The sequence below is a fragment of the Rheinheimera sp. SA_1 genome, from assembly GCF_001669775.1.
In the GTDB taxonomy this organism is placed as follows: Bacteria; Pseudomonadota; Gammaproteobacteria; order Enterobacterales; family Alteromonadaceae; genus Pararheinheimera.
Window position 1 is genome coordinate 230,301 of sequence record NZ_LXWK01000018.1, and the last position, 19,686, is coordinate 249,986.

The window sequence follows — 19,686 nt, forward strand, 5'->3', positions numbered from 1 at the left end:
CTATTTGAGATTAAAAAAATCTATTTAATTACAGGTGGTTAAAAAATGCCAGTAAGATGGCCTAAGCAGAGGTCGGGAGCATTCCTTTAGACTTTGTGATTTAGACTAAGAGCTTAAGCATTAGTCGCAATGTTCGTAGCACGAAGGCGCCAACTCAGCATTTCGCAACATTATACTTCGATCAACTACGCCCACGATATTCTCAGCCGATGCGCCAAACAGATAGTTAGCAACAAGAATCTGCAAAAATTAATGTCTTAATAATCAGACAGCCACGGCCTTAATTATTTAAGGGAAAAAGCTTTTTCAATGCCAGTACTGCGAGTTGGGGCAATGACGAGCAATACATTTTTAGTATCGGAATCGGAATCGGAATCGGAATCGGAATCGGATTTTTTTAGAACTGACGCCAGGTAAATCAAAGGCTCAGCCCTATGACCAAACCTTTGTTATAAGTATGAACCGGAGCGCTAAACTCCGGTTTTATTAGCAGAACAGACCATTCGCGGTAGTCTAAACAGCGAACATCCAGATTAAAAACCGCATTACCAGATTTTCACCCGCACATCGTCCGGACGGTGCATACCATCACCCGGCTTCACGTCGTACGCCTGATAAAACTCCGGCATATTCGATAACACACCTTGTACCCGGTACATGCCAGGTGAGTGTGGACCGGTGATCACTTGCTGACGCAGTGCTTCATCACGGAATTTCACTCGCCATACCTGTGCCCAGCCGATAAAAAAGCGTTTTTCACCGGTAAAACCATCTATCACCGGCGCTGGTTTGCCTTGCAAAGAGGTCTGGTACGCGCGATAAGCAACTGTCAAACCACCGAGGTCAGCGATATTTTCACCCAGACCCAAAGCACCTTGCAGTTTTAAATCATCAATTGGATTAAAAGCACTGTACTGATCAACCATCAGTTGCGCTCGTTGCTGGAATTGTTCACCATCTGCTGGCGACCACCAATCCCGTAAGTTGCCATCACCATCCGAACGACGGCCCTGATCGTCAAAACCATGAGTAATTTCATGGCCAATGACACCACCGATGGCACCATAATTCACCGCATCATCGGCATCGACGTTAAAAAATGGTGGTTGCAGAATGGCGGCCGGGAACACAATTTCATTCAAGGTGGAACTGTAATAAGCATTCACCGTTTGTGGCGTCATGCCCCACTCGCTGCGATCGACCGGTTTACCCAGTTTGTCCACCATCCGCTGATATTCGCACTGACTGCTTCGCTGCATATTGCCGATCAAATCATCTGCACTGATAGTTAAACAGTCATAGTTGCGCCACACGTCAGGGTAACCAATTTTAGTATTAAATTTTTTCAGTTTTTCCTGTGCCGCCACTTTGGTTTCAGCACTCATCCATTCAAGTTCATTGATGGCTTGCTCAAAAGCGACCCGCAGATTTTTGATCAACTGATCCATCCGCTCTTTTGCCTGCGGTTTAAAGTAGTTTTCAACATACATTTTGCCAACCATAAAACCCAGCGCGGTATTAACGGCTTCAACAGCGCGTTCCTCGCGTGGTTTCTGCTCTTGTAAACCACTTAACACCCGACCGTAAAAATCGAAGCTGGCTTGATCAAAACCACTACTCAACAGGCTGGCGTGGTTTCGCAATAAATGAAACTTCAAATAGGTTTGCCATTGAGCCAGGGTCACTTGTTGTGAAATGCTGGCAAAAGCGGTGAAATACGTTGGTTGGCGCACAACTACATCGGAAACTGCGCCTAATTTGGCGGCGCTGGTAAATGCATGCCAGTCAAAACCAGGAGCCTGAGCAGCCAGTTCAGCCAGGGTCATTTTGTTGTAGGTGGCATTACGGTCGCGATTCTGTACCAGGCTCCACTGTGCTTCCGCCAACTTTGTTTCTACTTCGAATACCGTAGTTGCAGCTGCCGCACCATTTTCCCACCCAGCCAGCTCCCAGAATTTTGCGATCATCCACTGATACTGTTTTTTGATTTGTTCAGATTTTTCATCTGTTTTCAGATAATAATCGCGGTCCGGCAAACCCAAGCCGGACTGACTGGCGCCAACGATATATTGATCAGAATTTTTCTGATCCTGACTGACAAATAACGATACTGGTGTGCCATAACGTTCGGCTTGTAAGGTGCCCCAAAAAGTTGCCAAATCAGTAGCAGATTTCAGGTTGTCGATGGCGGCAAGGCTTGGCTGCAGAGGGGTTAAGCCGAGGCTGTCAATTTTGGCGGTGTCCAGATAAGCACGGTATAAATCACCAATTTTCTGAGCATCAGTGCCGGCTTCGGCTGGTTTGGCGGCTGCTTCTTTGATCAGCGTCAGCACATGCTTATCTGCTTCTTCCCGCAGCTCGTTAAAACTGCCCCAGCTGGCTTTGTCGGCTGGAATGTCAGTTTTTGCTAACCAGTTGCCGTTTACATAACGGAAAAAGTCTTGCTGAGGTTTGATTTGTGTATCCAGATTTGCCAGTTCAATCCCAGATTTGGCGGCGATTACTGCAACTTCTGCCGGTGCAGTAACGGCGGGTTCTGCGGCGCGTTCACAGGCTGTCAAGCCGAGGGCGGCGGCGATGCTAAAGGCAATGAGTGTTTTTTTATTCATGGTTTTATCCTGCTGTAGCGACAAAAGAAGATTTCAGGCCGAGTGTAGTGAAACAACATTGATTGTCCAGCCTGCAACACGTCTGTGGCAGGCTTCTGCGATAAAACGATGATTTGACGGGGTTATTGCCGGTGATGTTCACCAGAAAAGGAACGGCGCAACCGCAGTTTTGCTGGTTTTATGCTGCAGTTGCGCCGCTTTTTTCCTGCGGTATATGCCTAAAATTACACCTGATAGGCTGAAGTCTGTGTCCGCAATTTCGCGGCCAGCTCGGCCAATGAACCACTGGCTTCGGCACTATGCTGCGCACTGCGGGTGACTTCACCGATACTGATACTAAACTCGCTGATATTTTTGTTGATGTCTTCGGCGACTATGGTTTGCTCCTCCGTTGCCGCCGAAATTTGTACGTTCATATCAACGATAGTGCCGACTGAACTTCTGATTTCGCCAAGCACTTCACCAGCTTGTTGCGCATTGTGCACGCTGCTGTCGGCATGGGTTTGTGACTGTGCCATGGCGGTCACTGCTTCTTTGGCAGCAGACTGTAGGTTTTCAATCATGGTGCGGATCGACTCGGTGGCTTTTTGAGTATTGGTGGCGAGGGTACGCACTTCGTCAGCCACCACGGCAAAACCACGACCGGCTTCACCGGCCCGTGCCGCTTCAATGGCAGCATTTAACGCCAGTAAGTTGGTTTGTGCAGCAATCGATTGGATCACCGCCAGCACCTGGCTAATTTTTTCCGACTCGCCATTAAGCTGCTCTATCACCTGGCTGGCGCCTTTAATTGCAGACGACAATTGTTCAATCGCCTGAATATTCAAGGTCACTTTGTCGTAACCACTCTGGGTTTTTTCGTCGGCCTGATTGGCGCGCTCGGACGTTGCCAAAGCACTGGATGCCACTTCCTGAATCGCCGCCGACATTTGGTTGATCGCTGTAGCAATGAGGTTGGCTTGTTGCTCCTGCGCAAAAGCCGTGGTGCTGACTTGCTGGCTGATGCTGCTCATTTCTTCAGAAGCTGCCGCCAGCATCGTCACCGCCGAACCAAGCTCAGTGAAAAACTGCTGCACCCTGCTGATGGTTTGATTAAACGATTCGGCGGTTTCGGCAATTTCATCCTGGCCAATCGCTTTGACCCGTAGCCGCAAATCTGAATTTTGTCCGACGTGGGTAATAACGTTGCGTAAATCAGACAATGGCCGCTGAATAGAGCTATAAACCAGCCGCGCCAGAATCGTCAGCGAAATCACCACCAAACTAACCAGAATAATAAACATCTGCATCGTACCGGCGGCAGTATCGTGTGCATGTTTGGTGTAAAGCTGTGCTTCATCCAGCTGCAGCTGAATCAGCTTATCCAATGCCTGACTCAATGGATCAGCGACAGCATACAATTGTTGATTAAATTCATTGTTTTCAAGTTTTAAAATTGAAGCATCATCAATCGCTGTGCGGTACTGCACAATTTGCTGCTGCCATTTAGAAATCCAATCTTCCGCTTTCTCCGCGAGGCCACGTTCATCGTCGGTCAGTTTAGTGGTTCGAAATGCCTGCCATGAATCGGCGGCGATGGTGGTGGCCTGTTGGATTTGCGCTGAAGCTGCTCTGGCATCCAGCAAACCGGCACGGTGTTTATGCAGAGTGTCCACCACGGTCACAGCGTAAGCATCTGATACTGCTTTAATTTGCTGCAATGGTTTCACTCGGTCTGTAAACAGACTATCCACCCCAGTCGCTAATTCACGCATATTCAGAATGGAAACAAGGCTTAAAAATATCAGCACTAGCAACGGCAGTGCTGCCAGCACAATTAACCGGCTTCGGACTTTGAATTGATTCAACATTTGATGCACCTCAAAAATACCATTATTTAACAGATCCTTAGGCTAATTTTCTCCACTCAGTTTTAGCTTAGTTCAGGTTTAAGGATTTGTCGTTTTTGTACCTTCCCTGGACATCGGATGCGGCTTGATTGCGTTTTGCCGGTAAATTCTGGATGATAGCGCCAGCAAAACCACAACTCATTTAAGGATCAATAATGTCTGCAACCTTGCTTGCTTCAATTGCCGGTTTACCAAGTTTTCTAAGTTTCTTTTTTCTCGCTGTCTTGTTGTTGTTGTTATTCGCCCGCATTTATAGCTGGTTGACGCCGCATGATGAAGTCACGCTGATCCAGGCCAATAATCCGGCGGCAGCCGTTGCTTTTGGCGGAGCACTGATTGGTTTTGGTTTACCGTTAGCCAGCGCCATCACCCACTCCATTTCGTTAGCCGATTGTGCCATTTGGGGCGCAATCGCCTTAGTTATCCAGAGCCTGACATTTGTGGCGGTACGGCTGACCATTCGCCGGTTGCCGGAACGTATTACCCAGGGCGAACTGGCAGCGGGTATTTTTTCTGCCTGTTGCTCAGTGACGGTTGGCCTGATCAACTCGGCCAGCATGACGTTTTAACGAGCATGACGTGTTAACCAGCTAGACGTTTTAAGGAGTAGTTATGTCGAATTCACTCAAGCGCAGTAAAAAAGCCGCCCTGATCCTGATGGTTCCCACCGCAACTTTATTGTTGGCTGGCTGTGGCAGCGAAGAGCCAGTACAAACTGCGGTTTATCAAAATGCCGAAGAGTGCGCGGCTTTTTACAATCCACCGGCTGAATGTAATGCCGAATTTGCCAAAGCACAGGAACTGCATGCGCAAGTGGCGCCGAAGTATCAAAGTAAAACTGAATGTGAAACCGATTTTGGTGCTGGAAATTGTGAGATGCCAGCAACAGCGGCGGTCAGCACTGATCCAAATGCACCGGTGCAACAGCAGCAACAAGCCAGTTCAGGCTTTTTTATGCCAATGATGATGGGCTTTTTAGCCGGTCAGATGCTGAACCGGGGTGGCGCCGGTCAGGCTGCACCACAAAAATCAGTTCCCACCCAACCGTTGTACAAATCACGGGATGATCAAAGCACCTATCGTACGGCCAGCAATCAACCGGTGGCGCGTCAGTCGGGCGTGACGTCTGTGATGCCATCGCAGATGCAGCCAAAAGCCGGCAATGTGGTCAGGCGGGGGGGGTTTGGCGCGCAGGCTCAGCAACGCCAGTCCATGACCAGTGGCGGTTGATACCTGATGAAGAAAATTGCGATAGAACAACGCCCGGGTTGGCGTGAATATGCGGAAAGTGTTGGTTTTGATTTCCACACTTTTGACGGCGAACCGTACTGGGATGAAACCGGTTATTACCAGTTCAGCATGCGTCAGATTGAAGATGATTTAGAAGCGCCGACTGAAGAACTGCATCAGATGGCGTTGTCGTTAATCCCTGACATTCTGGCCGATGAACAAAAGCTCATCGCGCTAGATGTGCCACCCGCCTATTGGGACTGGCTGGCTGAATCCTGGCGTACGTCCCAACCACATTTATACGGTCGTCTCGATTTAGCTTACAACGGTCAGGGCCCGGCGAAATTACTGGAACTGAACTACGACACCCCAACTTCGTTATTTGAAACCGGTTTTTTCCAGTGGGTCTGGCTGGAAGATCAACAAATGCGTGGCCGTTTGCCACAAGGTGCTGATCAATTTAACTCGCTGCAAGACAAGCTGGAACAAGCCTTTGCTAACATGCCACTGCGTCAGCCGTGTTATTTCAGTAGCGTTGAAGGCAATATTGAAGACAAAGGCACCATCAATTATTTAATGGATATCGCCAGTCAGGCGGGCATCGACTGCCGTTATTTACCGCTGGAACAGTTAGGTGAAATTGATGGTCAGTTAGTTGATAGCCAAAATTATCCGATCCAGGCGATGTTTAAACTGTATCCGTGGGAATTTATGCTGCGGGAAGAGTTTGGCGCACATTTGTTGACATCCAACACACAGTGGCTGGAACCTGCCTGGAAAATGTTGTTATCAAACAAAGGCATCCTGCCGTTGTTGTGGCAAAAATTCCAGAATCACCCGAATTTGCTACCGGCGTTTTTCGAAGCTGCTGATAGCAAACCGTTAGGGCAAGGTTGGGTCCGTAAACCCCTGTATTCGCGTGAAGGCGCCAATATCGAATTGATTGACCAGCAAGGGCAACGTTTAGTGGTAGATGGCCCTTATACCGATGCGCCTTTTATCCGCCAGGCGTTCACACCGTTGCCAAAATTTGATCAGAGTTTTACCTTGATCGGATCCTGGCTGGTCGGCGATGCGGCCGCAGGTATAGGCATCCGCGAAGATGCCACCTTAATTACCAAAGACAGTTCGCGGTTTTTACCGCATATTATTTTGGACTAGGCTTCGCGCCGCCTTTCTCAAGTTCTGTTAAACCAGCTGCCAGGCCGTTAAGCAGAAAGGTAATTTTATTTGGCTTTTCATCTGTCGCAAAAAAACCGACATGCATGACTGGTTGATTGAGAATGGCGGCACGCATCTCCGCAGACATTTCAAACACGGCTTTACAACCACCAGGTAAACAAACCGTCATCGGTACTTCAGTACGATACTGGCCAATCGCCACGCCGACAGGCTTTTGCAGATAAACCCCCAGTGGAAAATTCAGCTGCACCACAATTGCTTTTGATTCAGCAACTTTCGCCATTTGCACCGCAAACCGCAAACCAGGCTTGGCAGGATCGGTCAGGTTTTGAGTTAACACACAATCTGGTTGGCAAAACATTTTCCAGTCGCCAAAACTGGTCTCATTGGCGTGCACTGATCCCGAAGCCAATAAACCGGCTCCGAACAAACACTGGGTCAGCCATTTGAAAACATCATGACGATGATTCTTGGTCGCGGCGGTTTTAAATTGATTAATCACGATGAGTCACCTGTGGATTGAGAACATGAAAACAGCACGATAAGTGTGACTGTCTATTTTCTGAACCTGAAAAAAAGAAACCCTGTCATAAACAGGGTTTCTTCGTCAATACATATACCCGTCATCCTTAAAGATTCGGGGTTGTTGGCCGCAGATTAAGCAGCTTTACGTTGACGACGGCTCATGGCTAAACCAAACAAGCCCAAGCCTAACAGCAGCACTGGAGCTGGAGCTGGCACGTCCGTTGGATCTGGCAGCGCTACACCACCAACACCAGAGAAACCGAAGATAAAGGTTGGTGTTGCGTCACTACCGTTATCACTAGTGCCATCCTGATTTGCATCCAAGCCAGACCAGCCCAGAGAATACACTTCAGCACCAACTTCACCTAAAGCGTTTAAAGCGGCTGTTTTATTACTGGCAGCACCATAGAAAATATCAAATGAATAAGTTCCACCTGCCACTAAAGCGCCGAAGTCAAAATCAAAGTTTGCACCGTGATCTGTTGGGCCAGCAGCAACGAAGTCACCGCTGACTGAGCCTGGGCAACCAGACAATGGGTTTGAGCTACAGAAACCGTCGTTACTGGCAGCCAGTACCGCAGTTGCAGCTGCAGTGCCACCGATAGTGACATATTCATTAAATGGTGATGGATCAGTATCCCAGTCGAAAGTACGGCGATACAACAGGTTGTTGATATCTGCTCCGCTGGTATTTTCGATGGTTACTTTAACCCGGAACAAATTGGCTGTTTCAGCTGCAAGAGCAAAAGAGTGCGTAATTTTTAATGCAGAACCCATCAGCGTTGTTGAACTGGCAGTGCTTGCGGTAGAGCTGAACGAGTCCACTGATAAACCAGCAGTGCCAGCAGCGTTGTTCGCATAGCCTGAAGTATTATTGTCAGCGATGGCGACACCCCAGCCTTCACATAAACAGCCATGTGAAGTGGCTTCATATTCGCCATTGGCCGTTAAATAACGTAAACCAACTGCCGTAGTTCCTGTCACTGAACCAATGTCACCACCGATGTTCAAATTGCCGTAGTCATCAACGCCTAATTTTACATTGCCGTCTGTGATGATTGCACTGGCATTTGCCTGCGCCATAGCGCCAAGCAGAATTGCCGTTGCAGTGAGAGTTTTGATGAATTTCATATAGATGTCCTTTGCTGCCTGTTTGATGCGTAAGTCGGCGTTTACTGTGGATCAGTATGGCTCGCCAGCACCCTGTTACAACAGTAAACTGCAGCATCCATGCCAACACCCATCCAGTTGATTTAATTGAATAATTATTGAAATCAAATATGCTTTGTAATATTTTTTGACACCTGTAAACAAAATGAAAATGCAGTTATGGGTACATTGTTTCCATAAGTAATCCGCAATTCACCCTGTTGGTAATTACATCTACCAAAACCATTCTTTCGTAAAGAAAAACATTAAAATTTAATTCAGTGAATACTGATTTTCTCCGCCAAATATCCCGTTACTTTTCATTCATCTGCCTGCATGTCAAAAAACCATCATAAAAATATCACTAAATTAGCATCTTTTTGGTTTTGACAACGCTGTCATTTGTTACATGTTAGTGCAACCACCAAATGCTGGAGCAATGGACTGTTGGATGTCAGTGGTGGACATACCAAAAAATATGCGGGCCTATGCGCCCTCTTTAAACACCACAGGCAGGAACATTGTTATGAACACTTTTAAATCGAACAGTCGCAGCAAATTGCTGTTACTGACGTTATGTACACTCTCAGTCAGCCCACAACTGTTTGCTGCTCCGGCGCAACCAGCCAAACCCAGCCTTAGCTGGCAAGAAACCTATCTCACTCTAAGCAATGGCAGCGTCAATGTGCCAATCAGCTGGAATATGTGGTGGGGCACCAATGGCAATCAATGGCAGCTGAGCCAGAACGGCGTGGTGGTGCATACCGCAGCCTTAACAGCAAACGGTCAGAATGCCCAAAGTGGCAGTAAAACGCTCGCCGTCACCGCGGCTGGAACCTACGACTACATCGTCAGCTTATGCAACGTGGTTGGCAGCGAGCGCAGCTGTACTGCCAGCGACAAAAGAACCATTAAAGTTACTGGCTCTGGCGGGCCAGGCACTCCGGGTGGTTTTGATCCCTGGACCCAACTTAATTTCGCCGGTTGGCCCAAGCCGATGCAGCAACAAAATGTGCCTTATCAGAACACCAGCAACAAAATGGTTGGTGGTTATTTTGTCGAATGGGGCATTTATGGTCGCAACTACCATGCTTATGATATTCCGGCAAAAAATCTGACACATCTGTTCTACGGTTTTATTCCGGTCTGTGGCCCGAACAGCTCGTTACAACGCGACAACCCGCAGGGTTACAGCGCTTTGCAAGCGCAATGTCAGGGCAAGCCAAATTACACCGTGGTAGTACACGACAAATGGGCGGCGCTGGATAAAGGTTATCCAAATGACAAATGGGATCAGCCGATCAAAGGCCTGTTTGCTGAAATGTACCGGCTGAAAAAAACCAATCCGCATCTGAAAATTCTGCCATCGGTTGGCGGCTGGACCCTGTCCGATCCGCTGTATGCCATTGGCACCAACGCTACTCACCGCGCCACTTTTGTTGCTTCAATGGTGCAGTTTATTAAAACCTACGACTTCTTCGACGGTATCGACATCGACTGGGAATTCCCAGGCGGTGGTGGCGCCAACGAAGCGCTTGGCTCACCACAGGATGGCGCTGGTTTTGTACTACTGATGCGCGATTTACGACTGGCGCTGAATACGCTCAGCCAACAAACCGGCCGTACTTACCAACTGACAGCAGCGATGAGCGGCGGCGTGCCAAAACTCAGCCAGGTCGATTGGGAAAGTGCCCATCAATACATGGATTACATCAACCTGATGACCTACGACTACTACGGCGCCTGGAACGGTACTTTAGGTCATATGGCCGGTTTATATCCGAATCCAAGTTCACCGCTGGCTGGCTTTAGCGCGCAGGAAGCAGTTGATCATCTACTGGCCCGCCAGGTACCGGCCGGCAAAATTACCATTGGCGCAGCGATGTACGGCCGTGGCTGGAAAAACGTCGCCAATGTCAGCGGTAATAATCCGTTTACCGGCTCTGGTGGCGAAGGCGTTGCCGGTAGCTGGGAAAAAGGCATTGAAGATTACAAAAAAATCGAAACGCAGATGATGGGTGGCGTTAACGGCACAGGCGCCAATGGTTTTGGGCTGTATTGGGACGACACCGGCAAAGCCAGTTTTGTCTGGAATCCCGTGACCAAAACGTTGGTGAGCTTTGACACCAAACGCTCGGTGCAGGCCAAAGGTCAGTTTATCCGGCAGCACAACTTAGGCGGCATTTTCGCCTGGGAGCTGGATGGTGACAACGGTCATATCCTGAACGCCATGCATGAAGGTCTCGGTCACCCGAAACAATAACAGCACCGATCGCCAACAGAATTCAGCGCTGTCTGGACGAAGCGCTGGTAACTGCGTAACGAATACCAATACATTCGAAGGTCTTTATGAAACATATTCAAAAGTTAACCCTACTCGGGCTTTGTAGCCTGAGTAGTTTCAGCAGCCTCGCCATTGACTGCAGCAATATCCAGCAATGGACCAGCAGCAAAGCTTATACCGCCAATCAGCAAGTTCAACACGAGCAAAAAGCTTATAAAGCCAACTGGTGGAACCAAAACCGCAACCCGGCCACTTACTCCAATCAATATCAGGAATGGAGCAAGCTGGGCGATTGTGATGGCGTGCTGGTAAATCAGCCGCCGCAGGCCAGCATCAGCGCTCCAACCGCCAACAGTGAATTCAGCAGCGGTAGCACCGTGACTTTTGCTGCCAATGCCAGCGATGCTGACGGTAGCATCAGTAAAGTCGAATTTTACTTAAACGGCGCATTGTTCAGCACCGATACCAGCGCGCCTTATCAGGCAAGTTGGACAGCGATCACCGGCAATCAGCAACTGTATGTGATTGCTTATGATGATAAAAACGCTAAAACCCAAACCGCCGCTGTGCCGTTTAAAGTCAATGCCGTCAGCAACAATCAGCCGCCGCTGGTCAATATCAGCGCGCCCTCCAACGGCAGTCAGTACCGGGTCGGTGAAACAGTATTGTTCAGCGCCACGGCCACAGATGCCGACGGCAGCATCGCCAAAGTGCAGTTTTTGCTTGATGGTGTATTACTGACCGAAAAAACCGCCGCGCCTTTTAGCACCAGCTGGACCGCCACAGCGGGCAGTCATAGCCTGAAAGTCAAAGCCATTGATAACTTAGGCGCCACCAGCGAAAGCACAGTCAGTTTTAGCGCGCAAAGCGACCAGACCGGTCATGACGCTTGCCGGCCAGATGGTTTGTACCAAACGGCTGGCCTCAACGTGCCATATTGCACCATCTACGATGCCAATGGTCGTGAAGTGATGGGACCGGATCATCCGCGGCGGATCATCGGTTATTTCACCAGTTGGCGTCATGGCAAAAATGGCATGCCGGCTTACCTGGTCAACCAAATTCCGTGGCAGAAAATCAGCCATATTAACTACGCTTTTGCCCATGTTGATGCCAGCAACAAAGTGTCGATTGGCAACCCGGCCGATGTGGGCAATGCCGCCACCGGCATGGAGTGGCCAAATATCGCAGGCGCTGAAATGGACCCGGCTTACAGCTACAAAGGTCACTTTAACCTGTTGAATAAATACAAAAAGCAGCATCCACACGTCAAAACGCTGATTTCGATTGGCGGCTGGGCTGAAACCGGTGGCTTCTTTGACGACAGCGGCAACCGCATCGCCAGCGGCGGGTTCTATACGATGACCACCAACAGCGATAACAGCGTCAACGTCGCGGGCATTAACACCTTCGCCGACTCAGTCGTCACTTTCCTGCGCACTTACGGTTTTGATGGCGCCGATATCGATTACGAATATCCGGCCAGTATGAAAGATTCCGGTAACCCGGATGATTTTGCCATTTCTAACCCACGCCGCGCCGGTTTAATGGCGTCGTATCAGGTGCTGATGAAAACCCTGCGCGAAAAACTGGATGCCGCCTCTGTCGCCGACGGTAAACACTATTTACTGACCATCGCCTCACCTTCGTCCGGCTATTTGCTGCGTGGCATGGAAGTGTTTCCGGTGACCCAGTATCTCGATTACGTCAACATTATGAGTTACGACCTGCATGGCGCCTGGAACGACCATGTTGGCCCGAACGCGGCGTTATTTGACGATGGTCAGGACAGCGAGCTCATTGCCTGGAGTTACTACAATGCCAGCCAGTATCAGCGGATTGGTTATCTGAATACCGACTGGGCCTTCCATTATTTCCGCGGTGCGATGCAAGCTGGCCGCATTAATATTGGTGTCCCTTATTACAGTCGTGGCTGGCGCAATGTGGTCGGCGGTAGTTCCGGTTTATGGGGCAAAGCAGCACAAGCCGATCAGAACAGTTGCCCGCCAGGCACCGGTGGTTCACCACAAAACCGTTGTGGCGCGGGCGCCATTGGCATCGACAATCTGTGGCATGACCTTAGCAAAAATGGCGCTGAAGTCCCAGCTGGTTCCAACCCGTTATGGCACACCAAAAACCTGCAGGATGGCAAACCAGGCAGTTACTTAGCCGCTTATGGCTTGAACCCGGTCACCGATCCGGCCGATCAGCTGACCGGCGTTTACCAGCACAACTACAGCAGCACGTTGGTGGCACCATGGCTTTGGAATAACAGCAAAAAAGTATTCCTGTCGATTGAAGATGAAGAGAGTATCCGCCAGAAAGCCAACTATATTGCCAGTCGCAACATTGGCGGCGTGATGTTCTGGGAACTGGCTGGCGATTACAGTTATGACAGCAGCAAAGGCGAGTATTTTATCGGCGATGATCTCACCAGCATCTTCTACAATACGCTGAAATCGGCTGCGCCTTATGGCCATAAACGGGATCCTAAAGCGTTACCGGCCGCCAGCCTTGATCTGCAGGTGAAAATCGATGGCTTTAAATTGGGTGATGCCAATTACCCAATCAACCCAAAACTGACGCTGACCAATAAATCCGGCCAGACCATTCCGGGCGGCGCTAAAGTCAGCTTTGATGTGCCGACGGCAACCGGCGATAACTTCACTGATCAAACGGGTTATGGCACCAAGGTCATCCAAAGCGGCAGCAATTCGGCCGGCAACAATATTGGTGGTTTGCAGAATGATTTCCACCGCGTCGAGCTGACCATCCCTTCACACAGTCCGTTGGCCAATAATGCCGCTGTGGTGCTGACGCTGAACTACTACCTGCCGATCCCGATGCCATCGAACTGGCGGGTAGCGGTTGGTAGTCAGAACTTCGCGCTGAAACAAGAATATCCGCAGTTGCCGGCAGGAACCATCAGTGGTGGAGGTGGTGATACCGGCGGTTCCTGCGCTGGTGTACCCGCCAATGTTCCGGAATATCCAAACTGGCCGCGTGGCACTCATGCAGCCGGCGGCGACTACATCAGTTATCAGGGCAAAATTTACAAAGCCAAATGGTGGACTACGTCAGTGCCGGGCTCTGATGGCAGCTGGCAATTTGTCTGCGATAAACCATAGCCCTTATGTGCTCAGTGTTTGCAACCTGAGCACTTAAAACAGAGACCTAAAAACCTGTTGTTTATCAATAACCCTGTGGTTCTGGCCACGGGCAATTTTGCAGGAAAATTCCAATGAAACTTTTTAAGTTATACAGCATGACTTTGGCGACAGTTACCTTACTACTCAGCAATCTGGCCTGGAGCCATGGTTATGTCGAGTACCCCAAAGCACGGCAACAAATTTGTAAAGACGATGGTGGCTACTGGTGGCCGGCCGATGGCTCTGGCATTGCCAATCTGGCTTGTCGCAGTGCTTATCAAAAGTCCGGTGGTTATTCGCTCACTCAACATCATGAATACTCAACCAATGTGCCGGATTACGGCAATATGACTGCGGTCAAAGCCGGTATTAAAAACGGTCTACTCTGCGCAGGCGGCGATCAGCGTAAGGCTGGCATGGATTTGCCATCCCCACACTGGCAAAGCACGATTATCGATGTGAAAACAACGGCCACCTTAAAGGTTCGATTTCGCGCCACCACCCCACATAATCCGAGCTTTTGGCAGTTTTATTTATCAAACGCTGATTACGACGGCGCAACCACAGCATTAAGCTGGGAAAAGCTGACGTTGATCCATCAGCAAAACGATGTCACAGCACAAAGTGGATATTACGAAATTGATGTACCCATGCCGAAAAGCCGCAGCGGCAAAGCGGTGCTTTATACCCGTTGGCAACGGCAGGACGTGGTGGGCGAAGGTTTTTACAACTGCTCAGACTTACAGTTGGTCAATGGCGATACACAGCCCGCACAATGGTATGACAAAGGTGCTTATCTGACAGCAGCGCAGCTGGGTAAAGTCGGCGAAAAGGCGTTATTGCGGTTGTTTGATGCGCAGGGCCAGGAACAAATTCAGCAGAGTCTCGATATCAACGCCAGCAATGTTGCCAATCAAGCCTGGGCGCTGGAACTAGCCAATCAAATCAACACCTTGCACGGGTCCACGCTACAAATTGGTTTATTGCAAAATGGCAGTGTTGCATTGCAAAACACGGCTACAGCCAACCGGATCTATGTGCGTGACGCCAGCGTTTTTGTAAATCTGGACTTAAAACCCGCCAGCGGTGGCCTCACTTGCGGTGGTTTGGATCCGGCGAAAATTTTTGCCTGGCCGAATTGGCCAAGAACAGACCATGCCGGACGTCCCAGCTATGCGGATAAAAACGATGTAATGTCAGATAGCGGTAAAGTATATCGGGCGAAATGGTGGACACAGGCTAAACCGGGCAGTGACGGTAGCTGGGATTTGGTGTGCAGCTTGCCGCTATAAAATGCTGACACAACAGACGAACCTAATTCGCCAGCATAAATCAACATAGCCTTCATCAAACAGAGTGACCAGCAACAGCAGCTGTCAGGCAGATCCTGACAGTTTGCTTATAACGCCGTTAAGGTTTACGACCACCGAACAGCAACAACAAGCCACCAATAGCGACAGCGCCAACGCCAGCCCACATTGGTACGTTGATGGTTTCTTTTTCTTGCACAGATAATTCGATACTACCCAGTTTTACGGCAGTGGTATCTTTGGTGTAACTAAAACCACCGTAAGCCAGTGCGATGGTGCCGCCCACCAGTAATATGATGGCGATCAATTTTAGAGGATTCATTTGTATTGCCTTTTTTTATTTGAGCCCAACAGTATTCATGCATCGGCGACGCATCACGTGGTGAACTACCCCAGTGAACCACAGTCTTGCACACTTAGCTATCAAAGCCTTCGAGCACCGGTTATTCACATGTCGGCCCAACACTCAAAATCAGCATATTAATGCAATAAATCAAGATAAAACAGCACAACAAACCGAACCAACTGCGAAGCAACCATCTCGTGAAACCATGGACAACCAAGTAATTTCACCATAAAAACCACAAATTACTGTTGGATATTTATCCACATTTCATTTAAAGTGCGCGTCATTACCTGTCCCGCCGCAGATCCGGTGTGCTGACCCCGCCGTCAACACTGTCGCGGTGATTTTCCACTACACTGTGTTCATTCAAATGTCATATATACCCAAGATCATTAAAGATGCAGGGATATAAACCTTAGTACTTGAACAATTTACCGAGAAGGAATCAAACAGAGCGTGCGTACCACAGAAATAGTTGATGGATTTCGCCAGTCGGCACCTTATGTCAATGCACACCGTGGCAAAACCTTTGTGGTAATGCTGGGCGGTGAAGCGATGATCCAACCGGGTTTTCGCAGTATTATCAATGACATTGCTCTGTTAAACAGTCTCGGTATCAAAATTGTGCTGGTGTATGGGGCAAGGCCGCAAATTAACCAGGCGCTCGAGCAAAATGGTCTGGCCGCGCAATACCACAATCGCATTCGGGTCACCGACGATGATTCCTTCCGTCTGATCAAACAAGTGGCTGGCGCGCTGCAGCTGGATATCACCGCGCGGTTGTCGATGAGTTTGTCCAATACCCCAATGCATAACGCACAAATTAACGTGGTCAGTGGCAATTTTGTCATCGCACAGCCTTTAGGTGTCGATGAAGGCATTGATTACCACCACAGCGGCCGCGTGCGCCGGATAGATGTCGCCGGTATTCGTCGTCAGCTGGATCAAAACTGTATTGTATTGATGGGGCCAGTCGCAGCCTCGGTAACCGGCGAAAGTTTTAACCTGACCGCCGAAGAAATTGCCACCCAGGTTGCGACTAAACTACGCGCCGACAAAATGATTGGCTTTACCGACATTGGCGGTATCGTCGACGAAATGGGTGAGATTATCGCCGAACTAATGCCAAACGATGCTGAAAAAATCATGCTGGCACTAGAAGAACAACCCGGCGCCTGCACCGCGACTTTGGCGTTTTTACATGCTGCGATCAGCGCCAGCCGTGCTGGTATTCCACGCTGCCATTTAGTCAGTAACAGCATGAATGGCGCTTTACTACAGGAACTGTTCTCGCGTGATGGTATCGGTACCCAGATTGTTACCGAAGCGGCTGAGCGATTACGCGCCGCCACCATCAACGACATCGGCGGTATTCTGGATTTAATCCGGCCGCTGGAGCAACAAGGTTTGCTGGTCCGTCGTTCGCGCGAACAGCTGGAAATGGAAATTGACCAGTTTGTGCTGATTGAACGCGACGGTCTGGTGATTGGCTGCGCCGCGCTTTATCCGTTTCCGGAAGAAAACGTCGGCGAATTTGCCTGTCTGGCGGTGCACCCAAATTACCGCGATGCGGACCGGGGCACTTTGCTTTTGAAAAACATCATTCAGCTGGCGCGGCAGCGCAAATACAAGACTTTATTTGCGCTAACCACCCGCAGTATTCACTGGTTTTTGGAACACGGCTTTGAGCTGAAAAATGTCGAAGATCTGCCGGAGAAAAAGCAGCAGTTGTACAACTATCAACGCCGCTCAAAAATTCTGGCGCTGGATTTAACCTGATTTGTTAATTCAGGGGTCAGCGTCAGTTGTTAACAGAGTTTTGTTAACAACTGACGCTGACCCCACAGTTTACAATTGCTGCTAGTTGTTTGTTGAAGTCAATTGCGCCACAGCCAGCTCCAGCCGTTTAATTTCCCGCATCGTTGAAGCACGGTTCATCTCCAGCCAGATCCAGATTTTGGTGCCCATTTGCGCTTGAAACGCCAACAGCAACCAGACACCCCAGTAACTTTGTTCAGCGCTTGGCACGGTCAAAAACTGATAACCGCAAAACACAATCGCCGCGGCCAACAAGATCGCCAGCAGATAAGCGATAATCATCAAAGGTCGTAATCCACCGTTAAAACCGGAACGGATCATTGGCCCCAGCCCTTGTTCTTCACGCATCAGTTTATCCAACTGGTAAGCTTGTGCCGCCAGTTCCTGTTCAATTTTTTTATCGAAGTTACTCATGGTTAAATCCTTATGAAGGTAATTTGAAACAGCTGTCGTCAATCGTCCAGGCCCAGGCTTTCGTCACCCAGCTGTGCTTTCAGTTGTTGTCGCGCCCGGTGCAATCTGGATTTCACCGTGCCAAGCGGCACTTCCAGCACTAGCGCTATTTCGGTCAGCTCCAACTGATGAAAATAATGCAGTTGCAACAACTGCTGGCTGCCACCATCCAGCTCGCTCATCGCCTGATGGAGTGTCGAATATTGCGCAGCAGGTTCTGGTGCAAGCCAGGTTGCGGCCTCTTGTTCGCACAAAGAATTCACCAAACGCTGACCCGCGCTTTTTTGCCAGTCCAGCACTTCCCAGCGCACTGCTTTATACAGCCAGCTGACAAACACTCTGGGGTCATCCAGTCGCGATATCCGCCGACTCAATTTCAGCCAGACGTTCTGCACCAGATCATCAGCCACCACCGGATCACCTGACAACGACGTAGCAAACAATCGCAGCTTGCGCTGATAAAACTGATAGAGCAGCGTCAAAGCCCGCTCATCACCGGCCTGAAACGCCAGCACTAACAAATCAAGCTGTGCTTTGGTCATATTTTCCTTGGGCAAAAAAAACTATCGACCCACAAAAGACGAGGCAACCCAGGTTCAGGTTCGTTGATGCAGAAAAATTTTTACTGAAGTTACTTTTTCACTCCAGCCATGCTCACGTCAATCCGACAACGCAACTTGCGCCACCACTTGTTTGGCCAAGGCGCGGGCGGTGGTCCATTTACCGCCGGTGACGGTGAGTAAATGGTGTTGCCAATGCATGCTGTATTCACGACTAGCGGTACTGACCTGATCACTGCCACCAAGCAAAGGCCGTACACCGGCGAATTCGCGCACGATGTCGTTAGTGCTGCGGGGAGTTCTAAAATAATGATTATAAAGATCAAGCAAATAACAGCGTTCGGCTTCGCTGCACACAATTGGCTCAGCCAGAGTTTGCCGCACTTCGGTGGTGCCAAGCAGTGTCAGCCCTTGATAAGGCAACACAAACACAATCCGGGCTTCACCCGGAACTTCTAACATATGACCGTACCGGCCAAGCGGTGGCAACAGCAGATGGCTGCCCCGGACTAAATCCAGGCTTTGTGGCACTGGCAATGCCGATTGTTCTAACAGCTGATTACTCCAGGGCCCGGCCACATTCACCAGCCGATCGAACTGCCGCCACGCACTTTCGCCTTGAAGTTGCACCGCAGCATTGGCAGTCACCGCCTGCACCGGACAATGTTGATGGATCACAACGCCCTGTTTTTCCGCCTGCGCCGCCACCCAAAGACCGAGTTGCTGGTCCTGCATCTGACCATCAAAGAACAAAAAAGCCCCCGTTAATCCTTCAGCTTTTAAACCCGGACTGCAGCGCAAAGTTTGTTCAGCATTGAGCCAACGATGGCGACCAATACCTTTGCGGGCGGATAATAAATCATACAGCCATAAACCAATTTTTAACTGCCAGCGCGGCCGGCGGCCAGCACGATAAATAGGATAAAGAATGGGTAAACGCCGCGTCAGATGGGGGGCTTTTTTAATCCACCAGCGCCGCTCCTGTAAAGATTCATGCACCAACCGCAGCTCGCCTTGCTCCAGATAACGCAAACCTCCATGCAGCAACTTGCTGGAAGCGGCGCTGGTTGCTTGCATCAATGCATCACGTTCAAATAATTCCACCTGATGCCCGGCCAGCGCCAACTGCCACGCTGATGCCAGACCATTAATGCCACCGCCGATCACCGCTATCCGCACTTT

The 19,686-nt window shown here is 49.6% G+C and carries 15 protein-coding genes; 7 read left to right on the plus strand and 8 right to left on the minus strand.

The window, feature by feature from the left end; translation table 11 throughout:
- Positions 1–545: 545 nt before the first annotated feature.
- Positions 546–2,609 carry a M13 family metallopeptidase gene (locus A5320_RS18705; protein WP_068068689.1) on the minus strand — a complete coding sequence of 688 codons (2,064 nt, stop codon included), beginning with the start codon at positions 2,607–2,609 and terminating at the stop codon, positions 546–548.
- Between the two features lie 224 nt (positions 2,610–2,833).
- Positions 2,834–4,459 (minus strand): methyl-accepting chemotaxis protein, encoded by a 1,626-nt coding sequence (locus A5320_RS18710; protein WP_068068692.1) that lies wholly within the window; start codon positions 4,457–4,459, stop codon positions 2,834–2,836.
- Between the two features lie 194 nt (positions 4,460–4,653).
- Here A5320_RS18710 and A5320_RS18715 point away from each other — a divergent pair, with 194 nt between their 5' ends.
- The 3 genes from A5320_RS18715 to A5320_RS18725 are packed head-to-tail and all read left to right on the plus strand — an operon-like array spanning position 4,654 to position 6,889.
- Positions 4,654–5,067 (plus strand): DUF350 domain-containing protein, encoded by a 414-nt coding sequence (locus A5320_RS18715; RefSeq protein ID WP_068068695.1) that lies wholly within the window; start codon positions 4,654–4,656, stop codon positions 5,065–5,067.
- Positions 5,068–5,110: 43 nt separating this feature from the next.
- On the plus strand, positions 5,111–5,728 hold the full coding sequence (locus A5320_RS18720; protein WP_068068698.1) for a DUF1190 domain-containing protein: 618 nt from the start codon (positions 5,111–5,113) through the stop codon (positions 5,726–5,728).
- Positions 5,729–5,734: 6 nt separating this feature from the next.
- A complete protein-coding gene (locus A5320_RS18725) occupies positions 5,735–6,889 on the plus strand; it encodes a glutathionylspermidine synthase family protein (RefSeq protein ID WP_068068702.1) in 1,155 nt (384 codons plus the stop codon).
- Here A5320_RS18725 and A5320_RS18730 read toward each other — a convergent pair.
- Both A5320_RS18730 and A5320_RS18735 read right to left on the minus strand, forming a co-directional pair.
- Positions 6,876–7,412 carry an invasion associated locus B family protein gene (locus tag A5320_RS18730; RefSeq protein WP_068068703.1) on the minus strand — a complete coding sequence of 179 codons (537 nt, stop codon included), beginning with the start codon at positions 7,410–7,412 and terminating at the stop codon, positions 6,876–6,878. The two genes, A5320_RS18725 and A5320_RS18730, sit on opposite strands and share 14 nt — an antisense overlap.
- A 155-nt stretch (positions 7,413–7,567) precedes the next feature.
- A complete protein-coding gene (locus tag A5320_RS18735; protein ID WP_068068706.1) occupies positions 7,568–8,566 on the minus strand; it encodes a PEP-CTERM sorting domain-containing protein in 999 nt (332 codons plus the stop codon).
- A gap of 544 nt (positions 8,567–9,110) precedes the next feature.
- On the opposite strand from A5320_RS18735, the gene A5320_RS18740 reads away from it, so the two are divergent.
- From A5320_RS18740 to A5320_RS18750, 3 genes are all read left to right on the plus strand, one after another.
- Positions 9,111–10,847, plus strand: a complete 1,737-nt coding sequence (locus A5320_RS18740) for a glycosyl hydrolase family 18 protein (RefSeq protein WP_231916782.1) — start codon at positions 9,111–9,113, stop codon at positions 10,845–10,847.
- An 86-nt stretch (positions 10,848–10,933) separates the two neighbouring features.
- Positions 10,934–13,996, plus strand: coding sequence for a glycosyl hydrolase family 18 protein (locus A5320_RS18745; protein ID WP_068068708.1), 3,063 nt, complete (start codon positions 10,934–10,936; stop codon positions 13,994–13,996).
- 113 nt (positions 13,997–14,109) lie between these two features.
- Positions 14,110–15,309 (plus strand): lytic polysaccharide monooxygenase, encoded by a 1,200-nt coding sequence (locus tag A5320_RS18750; protein WP_068068712.1) that lies wholly within the window; start codon positions 14,110–14,112, stop codon positions 15,307–15,309.
- 118 nt (positions 15,310–15,427) lie between these two features.
- Here A5320_RS18750 and A5320_RS18755 read toward each other — a convergent pair whose 3' ends face one another.
- Positions 15,428–15,649, minus strand: coding sequence for a hypothetical protein (locus A5320_RS18755; RefSeq protein ID WP_068068715.1), 222 nt, complete (start codon positions 15,647–15,649; stop codon positions 15,428–15,430).
- Between the two features lie 480 nt (positions 15,650–16,129).
- On the opposite strand from A5320_RS18755, the gene argA reads away from it, so the two are divergent.
- Complete coding sequence (gene argA, locus A5320_RS18760) at positions 16,130–17,452, plus strand: amino-acid N-acetyltransferase (protein WP_068068718.1); 1,323 nt, start codon at positions 16,130–16,132, stop codon at positions 17,450–17,452.
- Between the two features lie 81 nt (positions 17,453–17,533).
- On the opposite strand, the gene A5320_RS18765 is transcribed toward argA, so the two are convergent.
- From A5320_RS18765 to A5320_RS18775, 3 genes are all read right to left on the minus strand, one after another.
- Positions 17,534–17,905, minus strand: coding sequence for a DUF6768 family protein (locus A5320_RS18765; RefSeq protein ID WP_068068721.1), 372 nt, complete (start codon positions 17,903–17,905; stop codon positions 17,534–17,536).
- A 38-nt stretch (positions 17,906–17,943) separates the two neighbouring features.
- The gene (locus tag A5320_RS18770; protein WP_068068724.1) at positions 17,944–18,486 is read right to left on the minus strand and encodes an RNA polymerase sigma factor; all 543 of its coding nucleotides are present in this window, start codon (positions 18,484–18,486) and stop codon (positions 17,944–17,946) included.
- Positions 18,487–18,603: 117 nt separating this feature from the next.
- Positions 18,604–19,683 (minus strand): glycerol-3-phosphate dehydrogenase/oxidase, encoded by a 1,080-nt coding sequence (locus tag A5320_RS18775; RefSeq protein WP_068068727.1) that lies wholly within the window; start codon positions 19,681–19,683, stop codon positions 18,604–18,606.
- Positions 19,684–19,686 lie beyond the last annotated feature (3 nt).

Bases quoted from the DNA above. Each gene is read 5' to 3' on its own strand.
- A5320_RS18705 (WP_068068689.1), bottom strand. From the start codon at position 2,609: ATGAATAAAAAAACACTCATTGCCTTTAGCATCGCCGCCGCCCTCGGC.
- A5320_RS18725 (WP_068068702.1), top strand. From the start codon at position 5,735: ATGAAGAAAATTGCGATAGAACAACGCCCGGGTTGGCGTGAATATGCG.
- A5320_RS18740 (WP_231916782.1), top strand. From the start codon at position 9,111: ATGAACACTTTTAAATCGAACAGTCGCAGCAAATTGCTGTTACTGACG.
- A5320_RS18770 (WP_068068724.1), bottom strand. From the start codon at position 18,486: ATGACCAAAGCACAGCTTGATTTGTTAGTGCTGGCGTTTCAGGCCGGT.
- A5320_RS18745 (WP_068068708.1), top strand. From the start codon at position 10,934: ATGAAACATATTCAAAAGTTAACCCTACTCGGGCTTTGTAGCCTGAGT.
- A5320_RS18765 (WP_068068721.1), bottom strand. From the start codon at position 17,905: ATGAGTAACTTCGATAAAAAAATTGAACAGGAACTGGCGGCACAAGCT.
- A5320_RS18715 (WP_068068695.1), top strand. From the start codon at position 4,654: ATGTCTGCAACCTTGCTTGCTTCAATTGCCGGTTTACCAAGTTTTCTA.
- A5320_RS18750 (WP_068068712.1), top strand. From the start codon at position 14,110: ATGAAACTTTTTAAGTTATACAGCATGACTTTGGCGACAGTTACCTTA.
- A5320_RS18710 (WP_068068692.1), bottom strand. From the start codon at position 4,459: ATGTTGAATCAATTCAAAGTCCGAAGCCGGTTAATTGTGCTGGCAGCA.
- A5320_RS18735 (WP_068068706.1), bottom strand. From the start codon at position 8,566: ATGAAATTCATCAAAACTCTCACTGCAACGGCAATTCTGCTTGGCGCT.
- A5320_RS18720 (WP_068068698.1), top strand. From the start codon at position 5,111: ATGTCGAATTCACTCAAGCGCAGTAAAAAAGCCGCCCTGATCCTGATG.
- A5320_RS18755 (WP_068068715.1), bottom strand. From the start codon at position 15,649: ATGAATCCTCTAAAATTGATCGCCATCATATTACTGGTGGGCGGCACC.